Genomic DNA, 22,236 nt, shown 5'->3' with positions numbered 1-22,236 from the left:
GCCGCGCTGACGCCGGTGTGCGTCACGGGGGATGCACCCGCCGGGGCGTCGAATGACTCTCGTCCGACCCACTCGAGGTGACCCATGCAACCGCCCGATCCGCAGGTCGATCCGCCCGCGCACCCCTCGCCCACCCGCGCTGACTTCATTCGCGCGGCATCGCGCGAGCGCGACGTGCAGGGCATCCGGATGCGCTGGGAGGAATCCGGCGAAGGGCCGCCGGTGGTGCTCGTGCACGGCATTCCGACCTCGCCGCGCCTGTGGCGTCGCGTGATGCCGCGCGTGACCGGCGCCCGCTTGCTGGCCTGGGAGATGGTCGGCTATGGCGACTCGATCCCCGAAGGTCGCGATCGCGACATTTCGGTGCGCGCCCAGGCCGGTTATCTGCTCGACTGGCTGGATGCGCTGCAGATCGACCGCGCCGTGCTGGCCGGCCACGACCTCGGCGGCGGCGTGGTGCAGATCGCCGCCTTGCGTGCGCCAGAGCGGTGCGCGGGTCTGCTGCTCACGAACGCGATCGGGTACGACTCTTGGCCGATCCCGAGCGTAAAGATGCTGCGTGCGAGCGGCGCCCTCGTGCGGCACATGCCCGACGCGGCGGTCAAGACCGGCGTGTTCCGCATGCTGATGGCGCGCGGCCACGACGACGGCGACGTCGCCGATGAGTCGCTCGACCAGCATTTCGGCCCGTATGCGCGCCACGGTGCCGGCGAGGCGCTGATGCGCCAGATCGATGCGCTAGACGTGCACGACACGCTCGACGTCGCCGACCGCCTGCCCACGCTCGCCAACATCCCCGCGCGCGTCGTCTGGGGCGTGGCGGACCGCTTCCAGAAACCCGAGCACGGCGAGCGCTTCGCACGCGACCTGGGCGTTGCGTTCGAGCGCATCGAAGGCGGCAAGCACTTCACGCCGGAGGATCATCCCGAGCGCATTGCCGCCGCGCTCGATTCGTTGATCGCCGAAGTCGCCGCACGCAGTGCGAGCACCGCGCGGCGCTCACACTGACTACGCAGCGGCTGCGCTCAATGCAGCAACGGCCCCGGCCTCGCGAACAGATAGCCCTGTCCGAACCGCACACCCACCTCACGCAGGGCATCGGCCTCGGCCGCGGTTTCGACACCTTCCGCGACGACCATGAATTGCGTGCGGGCGGCGAAAGCCATCAATCCGCTTGCGAGCGCCTGCTTGACCGGGTCGACGTCGATGCCGCGGGTCAGGCTCATGTCGAGCTTGACGATGTCCGGCGCCACCCACAGCACGTGGCGCAGGCTCGCGTAGCCGGCGCCGACGTCGTCGATCGCGATGCGCACGCCTGCACGTCGAACGCGTGCGACCGCGTCCACGAGCGGCGCGTAGTCTTCCACTACGGCGTGCTCCGTGATCTCGACAACGATTCGCTCTGACGCGACGCCGACGATCGCGTCGATGAAGCGCGGATCGGCGATCGTGCACGGGGAGGCGTTGATCGACAGAAACGCGTGCGGCGGCAGTTGCGCGAGCGCCGGCAACGCGTTCCGTACGGCGGCGAGTTCCAGTTCCACGCCCAGGCCGACATCCCAGGCTTCTCGGAACCAGACGTCAGGACCGCGATGCGTGGGCGCATCGAACCGCGCGAGTGCCTCCGCACCGACGAGCTCCGCGGTGGCGGGCGAGACGATCGGCTGGAACACCATGCGCGGCCCGCCCGCGTCGAGCACGGCCTGTACCGCGTCATGCCGCTCGCGCCGGCGCTCGATCCCATGCAGCGCGTCCTCGAGTTGCGCGCCGACCAGACCGGCCAGAAAGTGCATGAAGCCCAGGTCGCGCTCGCGGCGCGACGGGTCGCCGTCGAAGTTCACGCAGCACAGCGTGCCCAGCGCGCGCCCGCCGGGCGCACTGACCTGCACGCCCATGTAGGCCTCGATACCCAGCACCTGGGTCAGCGGGATCGCAAGCGCGCGTGCGTCGTGGCGCACGTCGTAGATCGCCTCCGGGATCGTGCCCTGCAACACGCGGTGGCAGTAGCTGTCCTCGAGTACGAACCGGGCGCCGACGGGGAGGCCAAACGCGTCGGCGGGCCCGTCGACGTAGCGGATCACCTTCTCGTTGCCGACGACTTCGGTAAGAAAACTCACGTATGCGCCGAGGTAGCCGCGTGCGGCGGCCACGATGCGGTTTACGAACGCGGTGCCTGCTTCGTCGAGCAGCGCGAGCGGTGACGGTCCGGTCAGATCCATTGAAAGGCCGTGGTAGTGGCTACGACACACCCACCATACGACAGCCGAGTGCGTGGCACCCGTGTCGAATGGCAAAGCTCGCGCTCGCGCGGCGGACCGCCACGCGTCGTCAAATAAACCGCGGGGCTACGCTGAAGCTTTCAGGGTCAGAATGAACCCCAATGCCCTCGATACCCAATGACCCCAAAGCCCGCAGGGCGCTCGTGCTCGGTGCAACCGGCCTGGTCGGCTCAGCGTTGGTGCAGCGCCTGCTTACGGATGAGCGCTACGACGCGTTGCACGTCATCGCTCGCCGCCCACTGGCGGCCGCGCACGCAAAGCTGCAGGTCACGGTGACGGGGTTCGACGGGTTGGCCGACCACGCACGGGCGTTCGCCGTCGATCACGTGTTCTGCTGCCTGGGCACCACAATCCGGCAGGCCGGCAGTCGTGAGGCGTTCCGGCGCGTCGATCTCGACTACGTCGTCGAGGCCGCCCGGCTGGCTGCGCAGGCGCGCGCCGGACACTTCCTGTGGGTGTCGTCGATCGGGGCCGATCCGAACTCACGCGCGTTTTACCCGCGGATCAAGGGCCAGGCCGAGCAGGCGATCGCGTCTTTACCGCTGGCGCGATGGACCGCACTGCGGCCCTCACTGCTGCTGGGCGACCGGATGGACCGCCGACCCGGCGAGCGCATGGCCGCGGCCGTGCTCACGCGATTGCGGCCGCTGATGCGCGGCCCGCTGCAGCGCTACCGACCGGTACACGCCGATGCGGTGGCCGCTGCCATGGTCGCGTACGCCCAAGGCAATGGTCCGACCCAAGCCGAAGTGGCTTCGCGCGGCATCGAGGTGGTCGGCGGAGGCGCAGCAGGAGACACCGCGTGATCGGTCAGCGCAACGCGCGTCACCTCGCTTGCGGCGCAAGCGCGATGACGCGGTCACACTGCCGCACGGCGTCCACCGTAAGCGGAAGCACCGTGCGGATCAGCGCGCTTGTCGTAGCGCGTTCCCCGCCTCAGCGATCCGGGCCCGGCTCCGTGTCGCGGCTCGAGCGCTGCTCACGTTCGGACAGATGGTGCTCACGCGCGGTCTGCGTGCTGCCGTTCTGCGTGCCGCCGTGCGAGCGGCGGTCGAGCTGCTCCTGATCGCGTTCGCGGCCGCTCGTGCTCGACGCGTCGCGGTCCGGCAGGTTCTTGTCGTTGGGGTTCATAGGGACTCCTCGGTCGAATCGGCGTCGGGGGACATCGGCAGCGTGTCCAACGCCGCCGTTACACCGGGTGACCCGCGCATGAGCATTGCGTTATCCAGCGAAGATTGGCGCGCGCCGATGCGGTCGTGGGCCCCTTTCGGTCGCTCTCGCTGGCGTTGTGATCGGAGCGGGCGCGGCTTCCAACGGCGCAGCGCTGCGATCACGGCGATGGTTTCCCGTGTGGCCGGTGCGTCCGCCCACCTGCAAGCAGGCTCGACCCGCGGGCCCGGACGAGGTTCGACGTCTGGGGTACTCGATCCGATCAGCCTGCGCTCACCCCTCGAGCTGGCGGTTGGCCCTGCTTTTCGCCTGCGCAGGCCGCGCGCGCTTCGCGGATCGCGTCATCGATCTGCCTGCGCGCATGCGTGGACTTCGCCGTGCGGTGCGCGACCTCCTCGATCACGTCGACGCGGGCCGCGAGCACCTCGCGACGGGCAGGCGACTGCGTCACCGCCGCCACGTCCTCGACCACGCGCAGCAGGCGCATGAGCACCACGGTGTTGCCCTCGGCGTTCTCGAGGATCTGGCCGAGCGCCAGGTCGGCGAGGTCCGCGAACTCCGGCCCCGGCGCGATGACGCGCAGGCGGCTGTCTTGGGCGCGGTACGGCGACTCGGGCCGCCGCTGCGCAGCGCGCTGCAGCAGCGCGGACAGGTGGTCGAGGCAGGTCACCGCCGTCGTGGTGTCGTTGATGCCCGGCGACAGCGCCTTGAGCGCGATGTCGACGAGCTGGCGGAAGCCGAACACCGGGTCCTGGTCGGTGGTGCGGAATCCGTCGACCGCGTACAGCGCATTGAATGCACGGACGAAGCGCGCGTCCGGCGGCGCTACGCCTGCGATGTGCGCGAGCGTGCGGCCTTCGACCACGAAGTCGCCGACCACGGCCTCCATGCGCACGAGCACGTCGTGCTCGACCGCGAACGCGAGCAGCGAATCGGGTTGCACGCTCTGGATGTAGCCGGTCTCGGTGGCGGGCACCGGGTACCACTGCGCGTCGCGGTCGGGATGCGCCTGCGGCGGAGGCGGCTGTTCGGCTTCCAGGCCCATCTCGTGCGGGAACAGGCGTTCGATCGCCTCGCAGGTCTCGTGCATCACCGAGCGTGCGATCTCCGCGGCCTGGATCGTGGTCGATACGTGGTGGATGAAGACGATCAGAAAGCCGATCGCGATGAGCGAGAGCACCAGACCGGTGAACACCGCGATCGCCGGCACGAACGAGCCCTCGCCACTGCCGCTGATCGTGCGCAGCACGACGATGCAATACGCGAACACGCCGAGGAACACACCGAGGACGACCTGGTTCAACCGGTCACGCATGAAGTTGCGCAGCACGCGCGATGTGTACAGCGAGGCGGCCTGCGCAAGCGCGACGATCGTGATCGAAAAGACCACGCCGGCGACGGTGATCATCGAGGTCGCGATCGCCGACAGCATGGCGCGCGAGCCTTCGGCCTCGGCCGCGAACATGCGCGGCCACCGCTTGGCCATCGCGCGGTTGGCGGGCTCGCCGATCTCGACCAGCCCAAGCGCGAGCGCGATCGATACGAGCACGAGCACCACCGGCACGAACCAGAAGCTCGAGCGCACGCTGATGCTGATCCACTTCAAACGGCCCAGGGCCGACACAGCCGCCATTGCATCTCCACCTGCGCGGCCGCAAGCGCACGGCCGTCGAGGTGCGCAGTAGGCGCGATCGCCGGTGAGCAGCGAGTCGCTGCGGCTAACCCGTCACGCGGTCCCGGCCGCCGCGCTTGGCGCGGTACAGCGCGTCGTCCGCGTGTTGTAGGACCGAGTCGAGCAACTCGCCCGCCTCGGCCGCGACGATGCCGAGGCTGATCGTGAGCCGGCCGGTCGCGGCGACCTCGTGGGGGATCGAAAGCGCCTGCACGGCTTCGCGCATGCGCTCGGCGACCGCGCGCGCGGTGCCCAGATCGGCGCCGGGCAGCACGACGGCGAACTCCTCCCCGCCCGTGCGCGCGAGGCGGTCGGCGCTGTCGCGCAGGGCAGCCTGCGCGGCGGCCGCGACGCGGCGCAGCACGCGGTCGCCGGCCGGGTGGCCGTAGGCGTCGTTGTAGGCCTTGAAGTGGTCGAGGTCGAGCATGATCACCGCCGCCGACACCGTCAGCGCGCCGTCCCGGGTGTGGTTTTCGACCCAGGCATGGAAGCCGCGCACGTTGAGCGCGCCGGTGAGCGCATCGGTCTGGCTCAGGCGTTCGAGTTCGGTGTTCGCGGCCTGCAGGCGCGCGGTGCGCTCGGCGATGTCGCGCTCGTGCGACTCGACGGTGCGCCGGAGCGAGTCGGCAAGCGCGGACTGCCGCGTGAGCGCCTCGCGCAGTTGCGCGCTCGTCGCGTTGAAGCGCAGCACGAGCTCGCCGATCGCGTCGGCAACCGGCCGCAACTCGCGCGGGATGTCATCGGGCTGCCAGCGCGCGGCACGGCCGTCGGTGGCCAAGGCGCGCATCGCGTCGAGCACGGCGCCGGTTGCACGCGCGAGCCGGCCCAGCTGCCAGCGCGCGACCAAGAGCGCACCGAGCACCGCAAACAGCACGAGCGCGGCCAGCGTGATCGCGCGGCGTTGCAGGTCGGCCACCAGCGGCTGCGTCGGGGCGAACAGCACGACGCGCCAGCCCGACCTGAGCTGCGTCATCGCGGCCCAGGCATCGCCGCCGTTGCGCAGCACGCTCTTGTGCAGGCGCGTCGGGCCGACTCCGTCGTCGAGTTCGGCGTCGGCGAGGAACGCTGCATCCGCGAGCGGCTGCAGGAAGCGGAACGGCAGCCCCTCGCTCGCGTGGATCACCTTCCCGTCGCGATCGACGATGAGCATTTCCTGGCCGCGTTCGCGCAGCACGGCCGAGCGCAGCGTGGTGAAGCGGTCGATGCGGATGGAGCCTTCGACGATGCCGACGAAGCGGCCGTCGACGTGCATCGGCGCCGACACGCCCACGAGCGGGTCCTTGTCGTCGGCGCGGCCGATGAACGCGTTCGACACGTAGGGCTGGCCGGTCACGGCCGGCACGCGGAAATAGTCACGGTCGGCGACGCTCTGCCCGCGATGGTCGCCCCGCACTGGCGGCTGCAGCTCGACGATCATCCCGTCGGCGTCGGCGGTCAGCGCAGTGAGGAACGCGGGGTAGCGCGCGCGAAGCCGCGCGAGATCGGGCGTTTCGCGGTGCGCGGCCGCGGTGTCGGCGAGCAGCGCCACGCCGGCCGCGTGCGCGTTGATGAACTGGTCGGTCGACGTCGCGGCGAGGCGCGTCGTCACCCGCAGCTGCGCACGCAGGTGCTCGCGCTCGGAGCGGTGCTCGGTCGCGAGCTGCAGCGCACCGAGCAGCACGGCCGGCAGCGCGACGGCACCGACGATCAGCCGGGTGAACCGGCTTCGAAGCCGCGTGCGGGCCGCGGACAACGGTGTGCAATGCACAGGGTCCGTGCGGTCGGAAGAGGCGGTCATGCGGGCCGAGCACACACGGAGAGTGGCTCGATTATCGACCACCCCGCCTGTGGCTGAAGCACGACCGGCTGCGCGTGCATGGCAGCCACGTCGTTCGGCCATGCGACACGTGACGTGCGTCGCGCTTAGCGCGGCGTTGCGGGCGCCGCTGACCGGCGTGATGCACCTTTTGCGGCACGCGCGAACCAAGCCGCCAGCAGCCACAGACCCCCGACCAGATACGGCACGCTTGCAGGGACCCACATCAGCAGCCCGGCAAGCTGCTGGTCGGTCATCGGATCAAGCCCGAGCGCAGGCGCGCGCGGCAGATACGTGGCGTACAGCGGTTGCGGTGCGAACGTCAGCAGGGCGCCGACGAAGCCCATCTGCATCATGACGACGACCACGGCGACAAGCGCGCCACCGACGCCGGTGTCGCGATCGCGGATGCGATGCACCATCGCGGCCCAGAACCACAGGCCCGCGAGCAGGAAACTCGCGTGCATCGCCCAGTGCACGGCTTCGTGCGCCAACGCGGCCGCGGTCGCCGCCGGCAGGTGCCACAGTCCCATGACCGCGACCTGCGCGCCCGTTGCCGCGGCAAGGGCCTTCGCGGCCCGGGTGTGCACGGGCGCGATGATGCGCCGCGCTGCAACCGCGACATTGGTGGGAACCGCGTGCGCGAGCGCCGCACCCGGCCGGCCGAGCATCACCAGCGGCGGAGCGAGCGCGAGCAGCACCATGTGCTGGGCCATGTGCGCCGCGAGTGACCACTCGCCGAGCGCATCCAGCGGCCATACGAGCGCGGCGAACAGCGCCGCCACACCGCCTGCAAACGCAGTCGCTTCACGCCGCGCGATGCCGCGCCCGATGCCAGCGCGCCGCCACAGCCGCGTGACACCGAGCACATAGCCGGCAAGCGCGATCACGGCCGGAACGAGCAGCCACGGCGACAGCGACCACGCGTCGGACAAGCGCGGCGCATGCTCACCGCCGTGCGCGAGCACGACACCGGGCATTGCGATGACGCAGGCCGCGGCGCGGATCGTCCGATCTCGGTGGCGTCGGTGGCCCATCGCATCGACGCTAGCAAACGCCCGTGCGAGGGCGTGTCGCGAGCGGTCACATGCGCTTGCGCAGCGCGATCTACAGTGGGCCGGTCCGCCCAACCCCGGAGGCCTGCGTGGAGTTCTGGCTCAAGGTCGGCCACATCGCTGCGATGAGCGTCTGGTTCACCGGCCTGTTCTTCTTGCCGCGCCTGTTCGTCGCACGGCACCGCGGCGAGCGCGACGCCGAACTCGACTTCTTCGTGCCCGTGGCCGGCGCCCTGTATTTCCGCCTGATGTCGCCGGCCGGTTTGCTCACGATCGCGTTCGGCATCGCGCTCATCGCCACCGGGCCCAGCGGCGCATGGCTGCTCATGAAGCTGCTCGTCGTGCTGGCCGCCGTGGCCGTGCACCTGTATCTCGGCGTGGTGATGTTCGCACTGGAGCACGGCCGCGACCGCCACGGCTCGGGCTTCTACCGCGCACTTGGGGCGCTGCCGCTGGTGCTGCTGCTCGCGATTGCGGCGCTGACCGGTGCGAAGCCGCGCACGCTGCCACCGTTGCCGGCACCGCCCGAAGCGGCGGCCCCGATGCCCGGGACTCGGGCGCCCTAGCCTTCGGCCGGCCCGTCCGGAGGCGCTTCGCGCGGCGCGTGGTCTTCGCCGTAGACGCCGATGCCGTGCCGGAAACTCAGCGTGCCGCCGAGCCAGCCGGCCGCGGCGACCACGGGCCCGGTCGCCGACGACAGCAGCAGGCCCCACGGCCACACCGCGCGGATCGGATCGGGCCAGCGCAGCCATACGCCCGCGGCCGCGAGCGCAAGCAGCATCACCGCGACCACCGCGTGACTCCAGGCCGAGATGTGGTTGCGGATCTCACGCACGAGCAGGAAATCGCCGAGCCCGAACGCCGCCGCAAGCAGCCCGGTCGCGAGCCCGGCAATGTTGAGCACGAACGCCAGCTGTGCCCAACGCACGTCGTGCAGCAACACGAATGCAAGATCGGCGGCCGGCACGGAGGCCAGGAATGCGATTGGAAAGACGACGAGCATCGGGTGAATCGGGTGCTGGCGGAACGCCACGCGGCTCGGAATCTTGCGCGTGAATTGCTGCTCGGATGTGGGACGTTTGCGTCTGAACACGGCGACCTCAGGTGCAATCGGGCAGGACGAACATCGGCACCGCAGTGAACGCGACCGCAACGGCCGCGAGCAGCGCGAGCAGCGATGTCATCCGCGCTGCAAAGCACTGGCGCTCAAGCTCGCGACGTCGCGCGTCGTCTGCGGCTTCGATGTCGCGCGCGATCCGGTGCTGCATGCGTCGCGCCCGCTGGCCGAGCCATGCGATCAATGCCAGCGCGACCGCGCTCCACAGCAGCAGCGCCCAGATCAGCCGCCGCACGCCGAGCCATTCGGTCGCCTTCCACGCGTCCGCGCAGGCCAAGCCGGTCAGGCTGTACACCAGCACGAAGTGCACCGCCCACACGACCATCGGCGCGGCCATGCCGGCCAGCCGCGACGGCGCTAAACGCGTCACTCGAGCGTCCTCGGGAACAGATGCAGCACGGCCCACGCGATCGCGCCCTGGCCGGCGACGTAAAGCCAGTACGCGGTCGCAATGCGCGCCTCGAGCGGGCGGTGGGCGTCGAGGTGGCGACGGCGCGACCGCATCCAGACGAAGGCGTTGATCAGCACACCGAGCGCGACATGCACGGCATGGAATCCCGCCAGTGTCCACGTCACCGAGGCATAGGCGCTCACCTGCGGCGCGCCGAGCGCAGGCGCGAGCGCGACCGCATGCAGGGCGATGAACGCAGCGCCCGTGATGCCTGCGATCGCGGTCGCCATCCGGAATGACGCATCGTGGCCACGCGCATTTGCACGTCGCGCAATCAGCGTCGCCGGCACCGCAGCCGCAAGCGTCACCAGCGCGAGCAGCGGCACGGCGATCGCGCCGATGCCCCCGGACGCAGGCGGCCATGACTCGGCACCGAGCCACAGATAGAAGTACGAGAACACCAGCGACGCGAACAGGGAGCCGTCGATGAGCAAAGCGATGACCAGCGCCCACCAGCCCGGCGCATTGCGCGCGGCCGATTGCACGGGCAACGTGAGGCCCGGCGCTGCCTGCAGCTGCACCGGCGCGCGACGGTCGCCCGTGGTCCACAGCCAGTGGCCGAACGCTGCGAGCATCGGCAACAGCGCAATAGCCGCCAGCACGTACTGCTTGCCGAGAAACGCGGCAAGCAACGCGGCGATCGACAGCGCCGCGACCAGCGGGACCGCGCTCGAGCCTGAAATACGGATCACCTGTTCGGGCTCGGCTGACAACAGGTGCGTGCCGAGCAACTCGCGACGCCCGTGCGAGGCGTCGGCCAACAGGCCGTCCGGGCGTGCGACCTCCTCCATCAGCTGCGGCCGGTCCCAGAGCGGGCACGCGCTCGTGACCGTGGGCACCGACGCGAAGTTGTACATCGGCACCGGCACCGGCACCGCCCATTCCAGTGTGGTCGCATGCCACGGGTTGCGGGTCGCCGGCCGTCCGTAGCGGAAACACAACGCCACGTCGATGAGGATCGCGACGATCCCCACCGCCAGCACGAACCCGGCCGCGGTCGATACCAGATTGAGCCATGAGACCCCGAGCTCCGGCACGTAGGTGTACACGCGCCGGGGCATCCCGGCCATGCCGGTGAGGTGCATCGGCAGGAATGTCAGGTTGAAGCCGATGAACACCAGCCAGAACGCGCTGCGGCTCAGGCTTTCCGATGGCATGCGCCCGCTCACCAGCGGCAGCCAGTAATACAGTCCCGCGAACAACGGAAACATCAGCCCGCCGATCAGCACGTAGTGGAAATGCGCGACGACGAAATGCGTGTCGTGCACCTGCCAGTCGAACGGCACGAGCGCGAGCATCACCCCCGTGAGCCCGCCGAGCACGAAGATGAAGAAAAAGCTGACGATGTAGAGCATCGGCACGCGCAGCCACGGCTTGCCGGCCCACAGCGTCGCGAGCCACGCGAAGATCTGGATGCCGGTCGGAATCGCGACGGCCATGCTGGCTGCACTGAAGAAGCTCAACGACAGCAGCGGAATGCCAACCGCGAACATGTGGTGTACCCACAGCCCGAAGCTCAAGAAGCCCAGCGTGATCACCGCGAGCACGATCCAGCGATACGCGACGATCGGGCGCCGCGCGAACGTAGGGATCAGTGACGAGATCACGCCTGCGGCCGGCAAGAAGATCACGTACACCTCGGGGTGCCCGAACAGCCAGAACAGGTGCTGCCACAGCAGCGGGTCGCCGCCGCGGCCGGGGTCGAAGAACGCGAAGTCGAACGCACGCTGGATCTCGAGCAGCACGCTGCCGAGGATCAATGGCGGAAAGCCGAACGCGATCATGAACGCGGTGACGAGCATGTACCACGCGAACAGCGGCATGCGCTGGATGCCCATCCCCGGTGCGCGCGTGAGCAGGATCGAGCTGATGAGGCCGATCGCGCCGGTCACCGCGGCAATCTCGGCGAACGTCACGCCGAGCAGCCAGAAATCCACGCCCAGGCCCGGGCTGTAGGTCTTGTCGGTCAGCGGCACGTACATGTACCAGCCCGTGTCCGGCGCCGCGCCGAACAGGAAGCTCGTGTAGAGGAAGATCCCGCCGAAGAGGTAACACCAGTACCCGAACGCGCCCACGCGCGGCAGCGGCATGTCGCGTGCGCCGAGCATCTTCGGGATCAGGTACATCGCGAAGCCTTCCATGATCGGCACCGCGAACAGGAACATCATCGTCGTGCCGTGCATGGTCACGAACTGGTTGTAGCGCTGCGGGTCGAGCACCTCGTTGCCGGGCCACGCGAGCTGCAGGCGGATGAACATCGCGAGCAACCCGCCGATGAGCAGGAACGCAAAGCCGGTGACGATGAAGCGCAGGCCGACCGTGCTGTGGTTGACGGCGGTGAACCCGCCGCGGATGCCCGGGCCGTTTTTCCAGACACGCGTGAGCTGAGCGAGGCGCCCGTCCGTATCCATCGCTCCGGGACGCGCCGTGCTCATGGCACCTGCGCCTCGATGCCGCTGCCGGGCGCGTCGCCCTGCTCCACCAGCCAGCGATCGAACGCGGACGCCGGCATTACATCGACGTCGAACGCCATGTGCGCATGGCGCAGTCCGCAGAACTCCGCGCACTGGCCGCGAATGGGCCCGATGCGGTCCGCGCGCAGGCGCAGCCACGTCGTGTGCCCGGGAATCGCGTCCACCTTGCCGCCGAGGCGCGGGATCCAGAAGCTGTGGATCACGTCGCGCGAGCGAATGCGGAATTCGACGACACGCCCGAGCGGCATGACCAGGCGGTCAGCCGTGGTTGCGACGACGCGCCCTTGCGCGTCGAGGTAGCCGAACGTCCACGCCCACTGGCGGCCCTCGACCTCGACGACGTGTGCCGGTCGGCCACCGAGCGTTTTCACGGCATGCCCGATGCGCGTGCCAAACACGAGCAGTACGAACAGCAGGGTGACCGGCAGCACGATGCCACCGGCGACGATCAACCGCATGCCGCGTTCGGGCGCGAGCCGGTGCCGAGGCCTCAGCAGTGCCCATGCCAGCAGCGCAAGCACGAGGCCAAGCACGAACGTCGCGCCGCCCGCCATCCACCACCACACGTGCGCGATACGCTCCGCGGCCGGACCGGCCGGGTCCAGCATTGACTGCACGCCGCTGCACCCCGTCGCCGGCGCGAGGCCGGCCAGCATGCAGAGCGTGCGCAGGCGGGCGATGGGACGGGCCGGCGCCATGCGCATGCGACCCTCAGGGGCGGCAAACCGGGAACGGTGCTGACCCATCAGGGCGATGAAACCGCTGCGGCGCGCGGTCGCCGCGCGCCGCCGGAATACTCGCGCAGAAGGGTCGAGCTGACTCGACCTCCGTCCACCTGCGGCGCCATGCGGCCACCTCTGCACGCCGCAGCCGGCGTTGCCGGTGCGGCGCATGGGGTCGTCCGCGACCGGCCAGCGCCCCGCACGCGGTCGGCCCATGTGCACCGTCGCAGTTTCAGCGCGACGCGACCGCGCTGCGGGGCCCGGCCCTCTCTGCCTGCGAATTCGCTCACCGCGCCGGCGTGACCCGCCAGATCGTGCTCGACAGGTCGTCGGCCACGATGAGCGCGCCGCGCGGGTCGACCGTGACGCCGACCGGACGGCCGCGCGTCTTGCCGTCCTCGCCCATGAAGCCGGTGATGAAGTCGACCGCCTCACCGGCCGGTCGGCCGCCTCGGAACGGCACGAAGACGACGCGGTAGCCGACCGGGGTTTCCCGGTTCCAGCTGCCGTGCTCGCCGACGAACGCGCCTTCGGCAAAGCGCGCGCCCATCGCGGGCGTCGAGAAATCCAGCCCCAACGGGGCGACATGCGAGCCGAGGCTGTAGTCGGGCTTGATCGCCGCGGCCACTTTCTCGGGCTTTTGCGGCCGCACGCGCGGGTCGACGTGCTGGCCCCAGTAGCTGTACGGCCAGCCGTAGAAGGCCCCCTCGCGCACGGAGGTGAGGTAGTCCGGCACGAGGTTCGGGCCGAGTTCGTCGCGCTCGTTGACCACCGCCCACAGCTGCCCGCTGCCGGGCTGGATCGCAAGCGCGGTCGGGTTGCGCAGCCCCGACGCATAGGTCTTGTGCATGCCGGTCTCGGCGTCGATCTGCCAGATCAACGCGCGATCGGCCTCGGCGGTCATGCCGCGCTCGGTGATGTTGCTGTTCGAGCCGATGCCGACATACAGGTAGCGCCCGTCGGCGCTCGCCGTCATCGCCTTCGTCCAGTGGTGGTTGATCTCCGAGGGCAGGTCGGTGAGCTTGACCGGCGGGCCGCTCGCGCGCGTCTGGCCCGGCTGGTAATCGAAGCGCACCACCGCGTCCTGGTTCGCGACGAACAGCCGGTTGCCGATCAGCGCAAGACCGTAGGGCGCATTGAGGTTGTCGGCAAACACCCAGCGGCCTTCGTAGCGCCCGTCGTTGTCAGCATCGCGCAGCAGGGTGAGCCGGTCGCCGCCCTTCACCGAGCTCGTGCCCTGGGAAATCGCGAAGCCCGCGAGGATGTCCTTGGGCTTGAGCGCCGGCGCGTTGCCACCCTTGCCCTCGGCCACGAGGATGTCGCCGTTTGGCAGCAGCAGCGTCTGCCGCGGGATCTTGAGGTCGGTCGCGATCGCATCGATGCGGTAGCCAGTCGGCACGACCGGGCGCTGATCGCCCCACTTCACCGGATCCGCGATGTTCATGCCCGGCACCAGGCCGCGCTGCGGCTCGGGCAGACGTGGGTCCGGGCCGACGTCGATCGGCGGGGCATCGCCGCCGCAGGCCGCAAGTGCAGCGACGAGCGCTGCGAGCGTCAGCAAGCGCAGGCGCTTCATGCGACGTCTCCCGTGTGGCGGTGCGCGAACCCGAGCCATGTCGCGGCCACTGCAAGCAACAGTGTCACGGCCGACAGCACCAGGCCGCCCGGCATGGCCGCCCATGCGTCTTTCGCGTGGACCAGCGAGTTGATGAGGCCGAGCACGAACAGCGCGAACACCAGCGCGACATATGCGATCGAGCGGGCATCGCGTCGATGCGAGCGCAGCAGGCCGACGATCGCCACGACCAGCACGAGCCCGGCAAGCATGACGCCGGCAAGCACCAGCCATGACGCGAAGTTCGTCCATTGCACGTGGTAGGTCTTCGCGTACGCGATGTCGGTGAGCAACGCGCCGAGAAACAACGGGAGTGTCGACGCGAGCAGCACCGCATGCAGCGGGTGCAGCGTGAGCGATGCGGTTCGATTGACCGTGGCCGCCATGGGCGTTCTCCTAAGGCGTGGGCGATCGCCGCACCCGGCGCAAACAACCGCGGGCGTGGCAGTGAGGACCTGCATGCGTTTTGCAACGGTTACGCAACCTGAACACGATCGGAGTCGAGGAAGCGCGAAGGCGCAGTGACGACAGGCGGTCCGCGGCTCCGATGACGCGCCGGTTTGCGCGATCAACGCTCGCGTGGATTGCAATGGTCGCGATCCGCCGGCCGGGTCACCGGCATGAACGCGCCGCCAAGAAGCGGCCGTACGAAACGGCGTCGCCCTGCCGCGCCGCGTAGGATGGCTGCGCTCGCCGCCCCGTCGCGCGCTCTGTTCTGGCCCCTGGGGCCGTTCGCTTCCTTTTCATTCCGTGCCGTCGTGATGGCGCGCACTGCCGGACGTCTACGTGCCAGGTTTTTCGACCCGTGATGTGCTGCTGGACGTCAGCGGCCAGCCCTATCGTCTCCGCGTGCTCACCGACCTGCAGCAGTTCGGCGATCCCGACGGCCATGCGGCGGCGCTGGGCATTTCGTCCGCGCAATGGAGCCTGTTCGGCCAGGTGTGGCCGGCCGGCCAGCGGCTCGCCGAGGCGATGCACGGTTTCGACTTCGCCGGCAAGCGCATCCTCGAACTCGGATGCGGCATCGGGCTTGCGAGCCTGGTGCTGCAGCGCCGCGGCGCCGACGTGGTGGCCTCCGACATCCACCCGCAGGCCGAGCCGTTCCTCGCGTACAACGCCGCGCTCAATGCGCTGCCGGCCGTGCATTACCGACAGTTGCGTTGGGACGTGGCGCTGCCGACGCTCGGCCGGTTCGATGTGATCATCGCGAGCGACGTGCTGTACGAGCGTGGCCAGGTCGAGCTGATCGCCGAGGTCATCGAGCGCTGCGCGCAGCCGGCCGCCGAAGTCGTCGTCACCGATCCGGGCCGCGGCCACAGTGCGCGGCTCACCGCGCGTCTCGCGACCGATGGATTCGTCCTGCAGCCGGGCCCGCATGCGGCCGACCGCGATGCGCCTTCGGGCGATCGCGTGCGCACCTTGCACTACCGCCGGGAGGCCGCGTGAGCGCGCGCCCGGTCGATCCGCCCGACGTCGAATGCAGCGCCTGCGATGCGGTGTGCTGCCGGCTGACGGTCGTGCTGTTGCCTGGCGATCGCGTGCCCGAGCACTTGACCGAGCTCACCGACGAGGGCCTGCCGGTCATGGCGCGCGACGAGGACGGCTGGTGCGTGGCGATCGACAGCGCGCGCATGTGCTGCTCGATCTATGAAACGCGGCCGGCGATCTGCCGGAAGTTCGCGATGGGCGGGCCGTACTGCCGCGAGGTGCGCGAGGAGTACGCCACGCACTACGCGCGCGAGATTCCGCTGTTGCTGCGCTGATCCGTTTGACGCTGCGCCGCCTCAACGGGCGGCGTTGGACAAACGTTCGTCGACGACCTCGTCCAGCGGCACCACGCGCCCCTGCTCCGCCGATCTCCTCGCCGCTTCCATCACTGCCATCACCTCGAGCGCCTGCGTCGGCAGCACCGGCGGCTGCGCGCCGCGGAGCAGCGCATCGGCGACACCGGCGTAGAAGCGCGACTGGTCGCCACGTGCGGCCGGCAGCGTTTCGATGCTTCCGTCGTCGCGGTGCCAGTGCAGCTCGTCCGGATCGATGCCCCAGGCCTCGTCTCCAGGCCGCAGGCCGTCGATCAGCTGTGTCTCCTGCCGGTCTGCCCCGGCCTTGACCAGGCTGCCGCGCGTGCCGTGCACGGTGAAGCGCGCCCCCGGCGCGGCGGCGACCATCGCCGCGTGCAGCACTGCGCGGACACGGCCGAACGACAGCACCACGTGCGCCCAGTCATCCGTCGCCGTGCCGTCGCGCTGCATCGCCATGTCGGCCTGCACCGCGTCGGGGCGTCCCAACAGCTGCAGCGCCTGGTCGACCAGGTGGGGCCCAAGATCCCACCACACCCCGCTCGCAGGGCCGGGCCGCTCCCGCCAGCGCTCGCGCACGTCGGGACGAAAACGTTCCCAACGCGCCTCCACGTGCACGACGTGACCGACGCGCCCGGCCGCGATCGCATCGCGGATCGAGAGGAAATCGCTGTCCCAGCGACGGTTGTGAAACACGGCGAGCATCCGTTCGCACTGCGTCGCGAGTGCGACGAGCTCGCGCGCTTCGCGCAGGCTTGGGGTCATCGGCTTGTCGACGACCACGTGCTTGCCGGCCTGCAGTGCCGCTTGGGCCAGCGCGAAGTGGCTCTCGTTCGGCGTCGCGATCACGACGAGGTCGACCTCGTCCGACTGCACGGCAAGCATTGGGTCGGCCATGACTTCGACGCGCGGCAGGTCCGCATGCACGCGCGTGGCATCGCTCGATGCGACGACGGTGAGCGACAGCGCCGGCACCGCCGCGATAAGCGGCGCATGGAACGTCCGGCCGGCAAAACCGTAGCCGATCAGGGCCACCCGGATCCCTTTGCGCTGGCTCATCGCTTCAATCTCGCACTCGTGCATGCAGGGGCGCGAGTGTGCTGCATGACGCGTCACCGGGTTGCGCGCTGCGGCTGACGTCTCGCCAGCGCCGCTGCACGGCACGTCGCCGGCTCTGCCCGGACTGACCGCCCGCCAGGCGCAAACGTCGCTGAATCGTGATCGCCGGCGGGGGTCGACCGCCCGCGGCACGTACACTTCGCGGCCCAGGATGCGCGGGGAGGCGCCAATGGACATCAAACGTGTGGCAGTGCTCGGCCTGCTGCTTGGCGCCATCGGGCTGGTGCCGGTCGCCATGCCGGTGCAGGCCGCGGCGCCAGTCAACCTGGAACACTACCTGCGTCGGGACGGCTACGGGCGCATCAAGATCTCTCCGGACGGGCAGTACTACGCGGCCACGGTGGAGTTCGAGGACCGCGGTGGGCTGGTGATCATCCGGCGTGCCGACAACAAAGTGGTCGGCGGTGCGCAGAGCGAGAAGCACGCGCAGGTGGATGAGTTCTGGTGGGCCAAGCCCGATCGCGTGGTGCTCTCGACGGCCGAGCGCTTCGGCACCAGCGACCAGCTGTACGCCACCGGCATGTTGTACGCACTCGGGGTGGACGGCGGCCGCGTCAAGACGCTCGTCGGTCCGAGAGCCGAGCCCGGGCTGGTCCACGTGTACGGCGATACGGGTCCATGGGAAATGGCGTCGCTGATCGATCCGCTGCCCGCAGATCCCGCCCACGTGCTGATCGCGGCCTGGGACATGGGCGTCGACCCGAAGACCCGCGTCGAGAAACTCGACGTGTACACCGGCCGCCGATCAGTCGTCGCCAGCGCGCCCGTGCGGCGTGCCCGATTCGTCACAGACGTGGCCGGCCGGGTGCGGTTTGCCGCAGGGCGGCGCGACGACAACGCCCTGAAGCTGTTCTATCGCGACAGCGATGCGGGCGAATGGCGCCTGATCAACGACGAGGCCGAAAGCGGCCGCGCCGAGTCGGCGCTGGGCTTCGCCGGCGACGGCGTGACCGCGTATCTGCAGGTCCCGCAACCCCAGGGGCCCGACGCCGTCGTCGCATGGAACACGCGCACCGGCGTGCGCACCGAGATCCAGCGCGACAGCACGGTCGATCCGTATGAACCGGTGTACGCACCCGATGGTCGGACGCTGATCGGCATGCAGTATATGGACGCGAACGTGCGCACCCGGCTGTTCGACGAAACCACCGACACAGCCCGTATTTACGGCGCGCTCGGCAAGGCATTCGCCGACGCGGCGGTGACGATCACCTCGTACACCAATGGCGGCCAGCAGGCGCTGGTCCAGGTCTGGAACGACCGCACACCGGGTGACACCTACCTGTTCGACACGAAGGCGCTGACGGCGAAAGGCTTGTTCGTCGCCCGCGAGTGGTTCGATCCCGCGCAGCTGCCCGCAACCCGGGCCGTGGAGATCAAGGCGCGCGACGGTCTCACGCTGCGCGGCTACCTCACGCCGCCGCGCGGCGCTGGCCCGGATGGCCCCTGGCCGCTGGTACTGATGCCCCACGGTGGGCCTTTCGGCGTGTTCGACAAGCTGTCGTTCGATGAAGACGCCCACCTGCTGGCCGAGGCCGGTTATGCCGTCCTGCGCGTCAACTACCGCGGCTCAAGCAATTACGGCATCGCGTTCCAGCGGGCCGGCGCGCGCGAATGGGGCGCGCGCATGCAGGACGATCTGACCGACGCGACCCGCTGGGCCATCGAGCAGGGCATCGCGGACGGCAAGCGCATCTGCATCGTGGGTGCGAGCTACGGCGGTTACGCGGCGCTGATGGGCGTGGCCCGCGAACCGGAGCTGTACCGCTGCGCGGTCGGCTATGTCGGTGTGTACGACCTCGAAGCGCTGCATCGCGACCGGACCCGCACGGCGCGGTGGATGCAGTCCTGGGCCAACGACTGGATGGGCGAGCGCGACTCGCTCAAGGCACGCTCGCCGATCCACATGGCCGAGCAGATCCGCGCCCCGGTCCTGCTGGTGGCGGGCGGCGAGGATCTTGTCGCGCCTATTTCGCACACGAAGAAGATGGAACGCGCGCTCCGCAGCGCGGACAAGTCGGTCGAGACGCTGTACGTGGCAAGCGAAGGCCATGGCTTTTACGCCAAGGACAACCGCCGCACGTACTACACGCGCTTGCTCGATTTCCTGGCCCGCCACCTCGGCGGCGCCACGGCGACTGCGGCGGCAAGCCAACCGGCTCGTACAGCGGCCGGCGGCTGAGCCGCCCGTTCAATCCGTTCGCCTGCGGGCGAGCGGCGCATCATCGGCGGGCCGGTCATCCGACACGGCCCGCCCCGCGCGCCGCCATGGACACGGCGCGCGGGTGAGCATCAACCCTGCTTGCGCGTCTCGATCCAGCGGTCCACGCGGCGTTCGAGCAGCGTCAGCGGCATTGCGCCGCCGCCGAGCACGGCATCGTGGAAGCCGCGAATGTCGAAGCGGTCGCCGAGCTCGGCCTCGGCTTTGCGGCGCAGCTCCTGGATCTTGATCATGCCGATCTTGTAGCCCGTCGCCTGGCCCGGCCAGGTGATGTAACGGCGCACTTCGGCCTCGATCGCGGGGCGCGGGATCGAGCTGTTCTGCGCGAAATAGTCGACCGCCTGCTGCTGCGTCCAGCCCTTCGCATGCAGTCCGGTGTCGACGACGAGGCGGATCGCGCGCCACATCTCCGAGGTCAGGCGGCCGTATTCGGAATACGGGTCGGTGTACGTGCCCGGCATCTCGCGTGCGAGCCACTCCGAATACAACGCCCAGCCTTCGGAATACGCATTGAAGCCCGCGTGCTTGCGGAACTCCGGCACGCCCTCGAGCTCCTGTGCGATTGCGATCTGCATGTGGTGGCCCGGCAGGCCCTCGTGGTACGCGATGACCTCGAGTTCGGTCTTCGGCATCGCTTCCATGTCGGACAGATGCGCGTAATACACGCCCGGCCGGCTGCCATCCGGCGTGCTCGGGTAGTAGTGCTGGGCGGCGCCGGCGACCTCGCGGAACGGCTCGACGCGCTTGACCACGAGGTCCGCCTTCGGCAACAGGCCGAAGTAGTTCGGCAGTTGCTGCTTGATCGTCGCGATCGCCTTGGTCGCGTCGTCGATGTAGGCCTGTCGGCCCGCGTCGGTGTTCGGGTACTTGAACTGCCGGTCGGTGCGCATGAACTCGAAGAACGCCTTCAGATCGCCCTTAAAGCCGACCTTCTCCTTGAGCGCCTCCATCTCGCCGCGCAGCCGCGCGACTTCGGCCAGCCCGAGGCGATGCACCTCGTCCGGCGTCATGCCAGTCGTGGTCGACGCGCGCAAGCGCTCGGCGTAGTACGCCTCACCGTTCGGGTGGCGCGCGCCCACGCCCGACGGATTCACCGCTGCATTCTTGAGGTCGGCCTTGTACCAGGCGATCACGTCTGAAAACGCGGGCTGCACCGCCTCGACGAGCGCAGCGCGCGCCTGCGCCTTGAGCTCGGCCGCGCGCTTGGCGTCGATCTTGCCGGCCTTGACCAGCGCATCGGCCTTGGCCTGCGCGTCGGCCCACAGCGCGCTGTCCTTGCCCTTGGTGAACGGCGCGCCGGCGATGACCTTGCCGGCCTGCTCGATCACCCCTTCGTGCGCGAAGCGCGGCGGGCGGATGCCCATCTCCGCCGAGCGCTTGACCTGCGCCATGAGCTGGCCGAACGCGCGCGGCACCTCGCGCAGGCGCGAGACGTAGGCGAGGTAGTCGGACTCGTCCTCGACCTTGTGGAAGTTGATGAGGAACGTCGGCAGGAACGACTGCGCGCCGCCCATCTGCTCGAACGGATACGCATGGTCGGCGAAGCGGTGCGCGGCTTGCGCGGCCTGCGTCTGGTACTCGAACAGATCCCACGACAGCTTGGCATCCGGGCCGAGCGCGTCGTAATCGAACGTCGACTTCATCTCTTCGAGCGCAGCGACCTGCCACGCGAGCTGCTTTTCCGCGCCCTCGCGCGACATGTCGTCGAGATCGCCGTAGCGGTCCTTGCGCCCGAGCATCGTCATCTGCATTGGGTTGAACTGCAGCTGCTCCTCGTACTTGCGCTCGAACCACGCATTGAGCCGCGCGTCTTCGGCGGCCGGGCCGGCCTGGGTCGCAGCCGACCCGGCCGCGGTCGCAGGCGCGACAGGCGCGTCCGCGGTGGGCGCGGTGGTCGAGCACGCGGCGCACAGCGCGAGGGACAGGGCGGATACGGTCAACAGACGACGCATGGATGTGCTCCGGGGCCGGGAAGAGCCCGATCATGCCGGAGGGTGTCGGCGCGCGCGCAGCGCGGGCGTGAAGCGTCGGAATTGGGCAAAAAGCACGGGCTTGGCAGGTGACGGGCACGCCATGCATGTCGGGGCGGTGCGCGATGCGTGGCGTGCGATGGGGTCGACGTCGACATGCCTTGCGCTCCTGGCTACAGCCCAATCGGCGCCCACGCCCCGCCATCACCGCGGCTGCAGGTGGCCCAGCTCATCCTGAGCGGCATGTTTCGTGTCCCTGCGCTCCCGACCGTCGCCCTCGCCGCCTGCCTGCTGACCGGCTGCGACGACCTGCTCCGCTTCGACGCGGGCGATGACACGCGCATCGTCGGCCGCGCCTCCGTCACCGACGGCGACACCTTTGAGGTGCGCGGCCAGCGCATCCGGCTGTGGGGCGTCGATGCACCCGAATCCAAGCAGCGTTGCCACCGGCCCGACGGCGACGAGTGGCGCTGCGGCACGGAGGCCGCGAACGCGCTCGCGGACTGGATCGGCCCTCGCACGGTGACCTGTGAACGGCGCGGCAAGTCCTACGACCGCGTCGTCGCGCAGTGCGAGGTCGGCGGTGAAGACGTCGGCGAGTGGCTTGTGCGCCGTGGCTGGGCGCTGGACTACAAGCGCTACAGCAAGGGCGAGTACGGCGACGAGGAGCGGGCCGCTGCGCGCGACGGCGCGGGCATGCATGCCGGCACGTTCCAGACGCCGTGGGAGTATCGCGCGAGCCGGCGCAAGCGCCGGTCCTGACCGGACCTGCCCGCC

The 22,236-nt window shown here is 69.7% G+C and carries 20 protein-coding genes; 7 read left to right on the top strand and 13 right to left on the bottom strand.

All coding sequences use genetic code 11. The features are described 5' to 3' along the window. Nucleotides 1–84 precede the first annotated feature (84 nt). Complete coding sequence (locus IE075_RS07990) at nt 85–1,008, top strand: alpha/beta fold hydrolase (protein WP_189455185.1); 924 nt, start codon at nt 85–87, stop codon at nt 1,006–1,008. Between the two features lie 17 nt (nt 1,009–1,025). Here the strand turns inward: IE075_RS07990 and IE075_RS07985 are convergent, their stop codons facing one another. Then, nucleotides 1,026–2,219: a sensor domain-containing phosphodiesterase gene (locus IE075_RS07985; protein ID WP_189455183.1), complete on the bottom strand. Its 1,194-nt coding sequence runs from the start codon at nt 2,217–2,219 to the stop codon at nt 1,026–1,028. 161 nt (nt 2,220–2,380) lie between these two features. Between IE075_RS07985 and IE075_RS07980 the strand changes: the two genes are divergently transcribed. After that, entirely contained in the window at nt 2,381–3,085 is a 705-nt protein-coding gene (locus tag IE075_RS07980) for an NAD(P)H-binding protein (RefSeq protein WP_189455181.1), read from the top strand. Nucleotides 3,086–3,215: 130 nt separating this feature from the next. On the opposite strand, the gene IE075_RS07975 is transcribed toward IE075_RS07980, so the two are convergent. The 4 genes from IE075_RS07975 to IE075_RS07960 form a co-directional block, all read right to left on the bottom strand. Then, entirely contained in the window at nt 3,216–3,410 is a 195-nt protein-coding gene (locus IE075_RS07975; RefSeq protein WP_189455179.1) for a hypothetical protein, read from the bottom strand. A gap of 301 nt (nt 3,411–3,711) precedes the next feature. Continuing rightward, a complete protein-coding gene (locus IE075_RS07970) occupies nt 3,712–5,082 on the bottom strand; it encodes a DUF2254 domain-containing protein (RefSeq protein ID WP_189455177.1) in 1,371 nt (456 codons plus the stop codon). Between the two features lie 85 nt (nt 5,083–5,167). Beyond that, nucleotides 5,168–6,898 carry a sensor domain-containing diguanylate cyclase gene (locus tag IE075_RS07965; protein ID WP_189455175.1) on the bottom strand — a complete coding sequence of 577 codons (1,731 nt, stop codon included), beginning with the start codon at nt 6,896–6,898 and terminating at the stop codon, nt 5,168–5,170. 125 nt (nt 6,899–7,023) lie between these two features. Beyond that, the gene (locus tag IE075_RS07960) at nt 7,024–7,896 is read right to left on the bottom strand and encodes a cytochrome c oxidase assembly protein (RefSeq protein WP_229792409.1); all 873 of its coding nucleotides are present in this window, start codon (nt 7,894–7,896) and stop codon (nt 7,024–7,026) included. A 107-nt stretch (nt 7,897–8,003) separates the two neighbouring features. Here IE075_RS07960 and IE075_RS07955 point away from each other — a divergent pair, with 107 nt between their 5' ends. After that, nucleotides 8,004–8,537: a CopD family protein gene (locus IE075_RS07955; RefSeq protein ID WP_189455171.1), complete on the top strand. Its 534-nt coding sequence runs from the start codon at nt 8,004–8,006 to the stop codon at nt 8,535–8,537. Here the strand turns inward: IE075_RS07955 and IE075_RS07950 are convergent. The 6 genes from IE075_RS07950 to IE075_RS07925 form a co-directional block, all read right to left on the bottom strand. Then, nucleotides 8,534–9,064, bottom strand: a complete 531-nt coding sequence (locus IE075_RS07950) for a DUF2231 domain-containing protein (RefSeq protein WP_229792408.1) — start codon at nt 9,062–9,064, stop codon at nt 8,534–8,536. The two genes, IE075_RS07955 and IE075_RS07950, sit on opposite strands and share 4 nt — an antisense overlap. 7 nt (nt 9,065–9,071) lie before the next feature. Further along, nucleotides 9,072–9,458, bottom strand: a complete 387-nt coding sequence (locus IE075_RS07945; protein ID WP_189455169.1) for a hypothetical protein — start codon at nt 9,456–9,458, stop codon at nt 9,072–9,074. Further along, complete coding sequence (ctaD, locus tag IE075_RS07940; RefSeq protein ID WP_189455167.1) at nt 9,455–11,974, bottom strand: cytochrome c oxidase subunit I; 2,520 nt, start codon at nt 11,972–11,974, stop codon at nt 9,455–9,457. The genes IE075_RS07945 and ctaD overlap by 4 nt, the downstream gene beginning before the upstream one ends. After that, the gene (gene coxB / locus IE075_RS07935; RefSeq protein WP_229792407.1) at nt 11,971–12,717 is read right to left on the bottom strand and encodes a cytochrome c oxidase subunit II; all 747 of its coding nucleotides are present in this window, start codon (nt 12,715–12,717) and stop codon (nt 11,971–11,973) included. Before coxB ends, ctaD begins: the two co-directional genes overlap by 4 nt. A gap of 304 nt (nt 12,718–13,021) precedes the next feature. Further along, nucleotides 13,022–14,311: a PQQ-dependent sugar dehydrogenase gene (locus IE075_RS07930; RefSeq protein WP_189455165.1), complete on the bottom strand. Its 1,290-nt coding sequence runs from the start codon at nt 14,309–14,311 to the stop codon at nt 13,022–13,024. Then, nucleotides 14,308–14,736 carry a DUF2231 domain-containing protein gene (locus tag IE075_RS07925; RefSeq protein WP_189455163.1) on the bottom strand — a complete coding sequence of 143 codons (429 nt, stop codon included), beginning with the start codon at nt 14,734–14,736 and terminating at the stop codon, nt 14,308–14,310. Before IE075_RS07925 ends, IE075_RS07930 begins: the two co-directional genes overlap by 4 nt. Nucleotides 14,737–15,136: 400 nt before the next feature. Between IE075_RS07925 and IE075_RS07920 the strand changes: the two genes are divergently transcribed. Both IE075_RS07920 and IE075_RS07915 read left to right on the top strand, forming a co-directional pair. Further along, on the top strand, nt 15,137–15,796 hold the full coding sequence (locus tag IE075_RS07920) for a class I SAM-dependent methyltransferase (protein ID WP_189455161.1): 660 nt from the start codon (nt 15,137–15,139) through the stop codon (nt 15,794–15,796). Continuing rightward, nucleotides 15,793–16,113, top strand: a complete 321-nt coding sequence (locus IE075_RS07915; RefSeq protein ID WP_229792406.1) for a YkgJ family cysteine cluster protein — start codon at nt 15,793–15,795, stop codon at nt 16,111–16,113. The genes IE075_RS07920 and IE075_RS07915 overlap by 4 nt, the downstream gene beginning before the upstream one ends. A gap of 21 nt (nt 16,114–16,134) precedes the next feature. Here the strand turns inward: IE075_RS07915 and IE075_RS07910 are convergent, their stop codons facing one another. After that, nucleotides 16,135–17,208, bottom strand: a complete 1,074-nt coding sequence (locus IE075_RS07910) for an oxidoreductase (RefSeq protein WP_189455160.1) — start codon at nt 17,206–17,208, stop codon at nt 16,135–16,137. Nucleotides 17,209–17,437: 229 nt separating this feature from the next. Between IE075_RS07910 and IE075_RS07905 the strand changes: the two genes are divergently transcribed. Then, nucleotides 17,438–19,450 (top strand): alpha/beta hydrolase family protein, encoded by a 2,013-nt coding sequence (locus IE075_RS07905; protein WP_229792405.1) that lies wholly within the window; start codon nt 17,438–17,440, stop codon nt 19,448–19,450. A gap of 110 nt (nt 19,451–19,560) precedes the next feature. Here IE075_RS07905 and IE075_RS07900 read toward each other — a convergent pair whose 3' ends face one another. Beyond that, the gene (locus tag IE075_RS07900) at nt 19,561–21,441 is read right to left on the bottom strand and encodes a DUF885 domain-containing protein (RefSeq protein WP_189455157.1); all 1,881 of its coding nucleotides are present in this window, start codon (nt 21,439–21,441) and stop codon (nt 19,561–19,563) included. Nucleotides 21,442–21,702: 261 nt separating this feature from the next. Here IE075_RS07900 and IE075_RS07895 point away from each other — a divergent pair, with 261 nt between their 5' ends. After that, on the top strand, nt 21,703–22,221 hold the full coding sequence (locus IE075_RS07895) for a thermonuclease family protein (protein ID WP_189455156.1): 519 nt from the start codon (nt 21,703–21,705) through the stop codon (nt 22,219–22,221). Nucleotides 22,222–22,236: the final 15 nt, after the last annotated feature.

It is taken from the genome of Cognatilysobacter bugurensis (assembly GCF_014652095.1).
Taxonomy (GTDB): Bacteria; Pseudomonadota; Gammaproteobacteria; order Xanthomonadales; family Xanthomonadaceae; genus Cognatilysobacter; species Cognatilysobacter bugurensis.
The sequence above is the reverse complement of the archived record's forward strand: the minus strand, read 5'-3'. Positions and strand labels throughout refer to the sequence as shown.

Excerpts from the sequence above, each read along its gene's own strand:
- IE075_RS07990 (WP_189455185.1), top strand. The coding sequence starts at position 85 with ATGCAACCGCCCGATCCGCAGGTCGATCCGCCCGCGCACCCCTCGCCC.
- IE075_RS07985 (WP_189455183.1), bottom strand. The coding sequence starts at position 2,219 with ATGGATCTGACCGGACCGTCACCGCTCGCGCTGCTCGACGAAGCAGGC.
- IE075_RS07980 (WP_189455181.1), top strand. The coding sequence starts at position 2,381 with ATGCCCTCGATACCCAATGACCCCAAAGCCCGCAGGGCGCTCGTGCTC.
- IE075_RS07975 (WP_189455179.1), bottom strand. The coding sequence starts at position 3,410 with ATGAACCCCAACGACAAGAACCTGCCGGACCGCGACGCGTCGAGCACG.
- IE075_RS07970 (WP_189455177.1), bottom strand. The coding sequence starts at position 5,082 with ATGGCGGCTGTGTCGGCCCTGGGCCGTTTGAAGTGGATCAGCATCAGC.
- IE075_RS07965 (WP_189455175.1), bottom strand. The coding sequence starts at position 6,898 with ATGACCGCCTCTTCCGACCGCACGGACCCTGTGCATTGCACACCGTTG.
- IE075_RS07960 (WP_229792409.1), bottom strand. The coding sequence starts at position 7,896 with ATGCCCGGTGTCGTGCTCGCGCACGGCGGTGAGCATGCGCCGCGCTTG.
- IE075_RS07955 (WP_189455171.1), top strand. The coding sequence starts at position 8,004 with ATGCGCTTGCGCAGCGCGATCTACAGTGGGCCGGTCCGCCCAACCCCG.
- ctaD (WP_189455167.1), bottom strand. The coding sequence starts at position 11,974 with ATGAGCACGGCGCGTCCCGGAGCGATGGATACGGACGGGCGCCTCGCT.
- coxB (WP_229792407.1), bottom strand. The coding sequence starts at position 12,717 with ATGCGCATGGCGCCGGCCCGTCCCATCGCCCGCCTGCGCACGCTCTGC.
- IE075_RS07930 (WP_189455165.1), bottom strand. The coding sequence starts at position 14,311 with ATGAAGCGCCTGCGCTTGCTGACGCTCGCAGCGCTCGTCGCTGCACTT.
- IE075_RS07925 (WP_189455163.1), bottom strand. The coding sequence starts at position 14,736 with ATGGCGGCCACGGTCAATCGAACCGCATCGCTCACGCTGCACCCGCTG.
- IE075_RS07910 (WP_189455160.1), bottom strand. The coding sequence starts at position 17,208 with ATGAGCCAGCGCAAAGGGATCCGGGTGGCCCTGATCGGCTACGGTTTT.
- IE075_RS07905 (WP_229792405.1), top strand. The coding sequence starts at position 17,438 with ATGGACATCAAACGTGTGGCAGTGCTCGGCCTGCTGCTTGGCGCCATC.
- IE075_RS07900 (WP_189455157.1), bottom strand. The coding sequence starts at position 21,441 with ATGCGTCGTCTGTTGACCGTATCCGCCCTGTCCCTCGCGCTGTGCGCC.
- IE075_RS07895 (WP_189455156.1), top strand. The coding sequence starts at position 21,703 with ATGTTTCGTGTCCCTGCGCTCCCGACCGTCGCCCTCGCCGCCTGCCTG.